At 73.0% G+C, this 3,860-nt stretch carries 5 protein-coding genes; 1 reads left to right on the top strand and 4 read right to left on the bottom strand.

Features of this window, described 5'->3' with window-relative positions:
* Window positions 1–263 precede the first annotated feature (263 nt).
* The 3 genes from ACFV4G_RS13180 to ACFV4G_RS13170 all read right to left on the bottom strand — a co-directional run bounded on the left by ACFV4G_RS13180 (window position 264) and on the right by ACFV4G_RS13170 (window position 2,227).
* The gene (locus ACFV4G_RS13180; RefSeq protein ID WP_380439575.1) at window positions 264–1,067 is read right to left on the bottom strand and encodes a DUF3710 domain-containing protein; all 804 of its coding nucleotides are present in this window, start codon (window positions 1,065–1,067) and stop codon (window positions 264–266) included.
* Between the two features lie 69 nt (window positions 1,068–1,136).
* Window positions 1,137–1,601: a dUTP diphosphatase gene (dut, locus tag ACFV4G_RS13175; RefSeq protein WP_359964754.1), complete on the bottom strand. Its 465-nt coding sequence runs from the start codon at window positions 1,599–1,601 to the stop codon at window positions 1,137–1,139.
* A complete protein-coding gene (locus ACFV4G_RS13170) occupies window positions 1,598–2,227 on the bottom strand; it encodes a PaaI family thioesterase (RefSeq protein WP_380439573.1) in 630 nt (209 codons plus the stop codon). Before ACFV4G_RS13170 ends, dut begins: the two co-directional genes overlap by 4 nt.
* 132 nt (window positions 2,228–2,359) lie before the next feature.
* On the opposite strand from ACFV4G_RS13170, the gene ACFV4G_RS13165 reads away from it, so the two are divergent.
* Window positions 2,360–2,809 carry a DUF3093 domain-containing protein gene (locus ACFV4G_RS13165; protein ID WP_359964755.1) on the top strand — a complete coding sequence of 150 codons (450 nt, stop codon included), beginning with the start codon at window positions 2,360–2,362 and terminating at the stop codon, window positions 2,807–2,809.
* 183 nt (window positions 2,810–2,992) lie between these two features.
* Here the strand turns inward: ACFV4G_RS13165 and ACFV4G_RS13160 are convergent, their stop codons facing one another.
* On the bottom strand, window positions 2,993–3,292 hold the full coding sequence (locus ACFV4G_RS13160) for a DUF4193 domain-containing protein (protein ID WP_329924615.1): 300 nt from the start codon (window positions 3,290–3,292) through the stop codon (window positions 2,993–2,995).
* Between the last annotated feature and the right edge of the window lie 568 nt (window positions 3,293–3,860).

The raw sequence follows: 3,860 nt of genomic DNA, 5'->3' as shown, positions 1-3,860 counted from the left end.
GGACGCTTCCTTCGAGCCGCCTTCCAGCGGGCCCTCCGGGCGCTTCGTTCTTTCGTGTTTCCAGCTTATCAGATGTTTTCCGCTCCGTTTTCCGGAGTTTCATTCATCGGATTTGCTTTCCGCTTTCGTTGCCCCGGTCTCCCGCGGCGACTCCGGAACTGTACGGGCCCGGGGGCGCCACATGCAAATCGCCCCCGCCCGGGGTCCGGGAGGGGGCGATCGGCGAACGGCCGGTGAACGGCCGGCGAGGCGTCGAGCCGGGGTCAGCGGACCTCGGTGATCTCCGGGCCGCGCGAGAACGGGTCGATGGAGGCGCCGCCGAAGCGGCTCTCGCCCTCGGCGGCGGCAGCGGCTGCCCCGCCGCCGTCGGCCACCATCTGCGCGTCCTCGGGGAGCTTCAGGACGATCGGGTCGCGGGGCGCCATCGGGCTCTCGCCGCGCACGACGACCGTCTGCCGGAAGACCTGCTCCAGGATCCCGGCCATCTCCGGCTGCACCGCCGCCTGACCGGAGATCACGCCGCGCAGGAACCAGCGCGGCCCGTCACAGCCGACGAAGCGCACCAGCTGCACGCCCTGGGTGCCGTCCGGCAGCTGCACGGGGACCTGGGCACGGAGGTGCCAGCCCAGCGGGCCCTCCTCCTCCTCGATGAGGCCGCCCTGCGAGGTGATGCCGTTGGCGATCTCCTCCCGGACCTCCCCCCAGATGCCCTCCGACTTCGGGGCCGCGAAGGCCTGGAGCTGGACGGCGCTGTTGCCGAGGACGAGGGTCGCGGCGACGATCGCGTCACCGGCCACCTCGACACGGAGCTCCATGCCCTCGACGCCCGGGACCAGCAGGCCCCCGAGGTCGACGCGGCCCTCCTCCGGGTTCTCCAGCTCGGAGTGGTCCCACGGACCGTCCGGCCGCGGGGCCGGCGGCAGGCCGACCCTGTCGGCCGGGTCCAGCTCGGTCACGTTCTCGCTCTCGGCGGAACCTTCGACGTCATCGGCCGTCTCGTCGGCGCTGATGGCGTCGTCGGCGAGCTGCTCGACAGCGTCCTCGCTCTTCTGGCGACGACGGAACACGGTCACTGTCCTTCCCGGTCCAAGACCGATGCGAATACCTGCTCGGCTTCCTGCGAGGCCGCGGGCATGCTAGACCGCGGCGTGGCCACCGGTCGACCCGAACCCGCCCTCGGCGCGTGCCGACCCAGGCAGCTCGGCCACCTCGTGGAAGCGGGCCTTCTCGACCTGCTGGATGACCAGCTGGGCGATCCGGTCCCCTCGGCGGAAGCTGACCCCCTCGCGCGGGTCCAGATTGACGACGATCACCTTGATCTCTCCACGGTACCCGGCATCGACCGTCCCCGGGGCGTTCACGAGCGCAACTCCGCATCGGGCTGCCAGCCCGGAGCGGGGGTGGACGAAGGCCGCGTAGCCGTCCGGGAGGGCGATGGCGACACCGGTCGGCAGGACCGCCCGCTCGCCGGGCGCCAGCTCGGCGTCGACGGTGGTGCGCAGGTCGGCGCCCGCGTCGCCGGGCTGCGCGTACGCGGGCAGCGGCAGCTCGGGGTCGATGCGCCGGATCAGGACGTCCAGCGGCTGGTTGGTGGTGCTCAAGGGTTCACCTCAAAGGCTCGTGCGCGCTTCATCAGGTCGGGGTCGTCGAGGACCTTCCCGATGTCCTCGGGACGACCGTGCGTGGTGAAGTGTTCCAGCTTCACCTGGATGAAGAGCGCCTGCGCCCGCACCGCGACCGGCCCGTCCGGGCCGCCGATCCGCGCCTCGGCGGCGCCGTAGATCTTGCGGCCGTGCACGCCGGTGACCCAGGCGCGCAGGTGCAGCACCGATTCGACCGGGACGGGGCGCAGGAAGTCGGTCTCCAGCCGGCCCGTGACGGCGGGGACGTGCAGCAGCCAGTTGAGCGTGCCGAGGGTCTCGTCCATGGCCGTGGTGAGCACGCCGCCGTGGGCGAGGCCGGGACCGCCCTGGTGGACGTCCCGGACGGTGAACTCGGCGGTGACGTCGAGCCCGACGCCTGCGACGGCGTCGATCCGCAGGCCGCCGGGGTGCTGCGGGCCGCAGCCGAAGCAGTGCTCGTAGTGCGAGCCGAGCCGGGTGCCGGGGGCGGGCGCCTCGGGGGCCCGCGGGGGCAGCACGGCGTCCGGCGGCGGGGTGGTCGGGGTCGGCGGGGTCGCGGGCGCCGACCGGTCGGCGGGGGGCGTGGGGGCAGTCGTACCGGTCACGCTGCCCCACCCTACCGACGCCCTACCGGGCGGTAGCGGGGGCGGCGGACGGCCGCCGGACGGCGGGACGGACGCGGCGACGGGCGGGGGTGCCGTCCGGGCCCGGCCGTGAGGGCGCCCACAATGGGGGGCATGTACGACGAACGCCTCACCGTGCCCCGCTCCTGGTGGCTGCTCCCGGTCGCGACCGGGCTCGCGCTCGCGTTGATCCTGCTGCGGGTCAGCGGGCTGGGCGCACTGATCGGGCTGGTCGTCGGGATCGCCGTCGGCGCGGTCGCGATCAGCAGTTACGGCTCGGCCCGGATCCGCGTGGTGCAGGGGTCCCTGGTGGCCGGCCCGGCCCGGATCCCGGTGGACGCCCTGGGCGCCGCGCACGCGCTGAGCCCGGCCGAGGCGGTGGCCTGGCGCGGACCGAAGGCGGACCCGCGGGCCTTCATGCTGCTGCGCAGCTACGTCCCGACGGCGCTGCGGGTCGAGGTGACGGACCCGACCGACCCGACGCCGTACCTCTATCTGTCCACGCGCTCGCCGATGAAGCTGGCGGAGGCGCTGGAGGAGGCCCGCCGGAGCGCGCGGGCGTAGCGCAGGGCGCGCGCCACCGGCGCACGCCGGAAGACGAAGAGGGACGGTTCCGCGGCTGCGGGACCGTCCCTACGACTTTTGTCCTGCCCGGACCTGCCGTCCGGCTCCGCTGCCCGGAGCCGGAAGGGGCTGGGTGCCGGCCCCGCGCGGACCGCGGGTGCCGGGCCGTGTCCGCCGCGCTGCTCAGGCGCCGCAGTCCCGGCAGATCGGGTTGCCGTTCTTCTCGCTGTAGAGCTGGCTGCGGTGGTGCACGAGGAAGCAGCTCATGCAGGTGAACTCGTCGGCCTGCTTGGGCAGGACGCGAACGGCGAGTTCCTCGTTCGAGAGGTCGGCGCCGGGGAGCTCCATGCCCTCGGCCGCATCGAACTCGTCGACGTCGACAGAGCTTCCGCCCTTGTCGTTCCGCCGAGCCTTGAGCTCCTCGATGCTGTCCTCGTTGACGTCGTCGTCGGTCTTGCGTGGGGTGTCGTAGTCCGTTGCCATTTTTCGCTCTCCCCCTCCGGGTTGTGCGGTGTGTGCGGTATCTCCAGCGCACGTAACGCATGGGGGGTCGGTCTTGTGCCCGACCCGAGGCGGAGATTTTGCCTTACTTCAAGCCCTGTTACTCAATCGACACTCAGCCCGGGGTCCGTTGGGGTGATCCACCGGGGCGCGGGAGGCCTCACGCTGGGCCATCTCCGGCCCCCTCCGGAGCCCGTCAGGCGGCGACTCAGAGTGAGCGCGGACCGTACGGGCACCCGCAGAATCCCTTGCCCAGCAGGGGCGCCCGTCAACCCCGCACACGCGTCCGGGCCGGAAATCCGGTCACGGACGGCGATCGGGGCCCGAATCGCCATGATCACTCTCCGAGTTCGGCCGACGTCGCGGAGCGACACGGTGTGAGCTTGGTCACGTTCAGAATCTTCCGGGGCAAATCACGGAAAATCCACCCACTCCGAACCTCCCGGCGGCCCCCGGGAGCACCCGCGCGAACGTGGGGGGGGGGGGGGGGGGGGGGGGGCGCCGCCGCCGGCGGCCCCCGGGCGGACGGGAGCTCGCGCGCGCGCGCCGG

The organism is Kitasatospora sp. NPDC059747 (assembly GCF_042732955.1).
In the GTDB taxonomy this organism is placed as follows: Bacteria; Actinomycetota; Actinomycetes; order Streptomycetales; family Streptomycetaceae; genus Kitasatospora.
Note: the sequence above shows the minus strand (reverse complement) of the source record. Positions and strands in the feature narration are given on the sequence as shown.

Bases quoted from the DNA above. Each gene is read 5' to 3' on its own strand.
- ACFV4G_RS13160 (WP_329924615.1), bottom strand. From the start codon at position 3,292: ATGGCAACGGACTACGACACCCCACGCAAGACCGACGACGACGTCAAC.
- ACFV4G_RS13165 (WP_359964755.1), top strand. From the start codon at position 2,360: ATGTACGACGAACGCCTCACCGTGCCCCGCTCCTGGTGGCTGCTCCCG.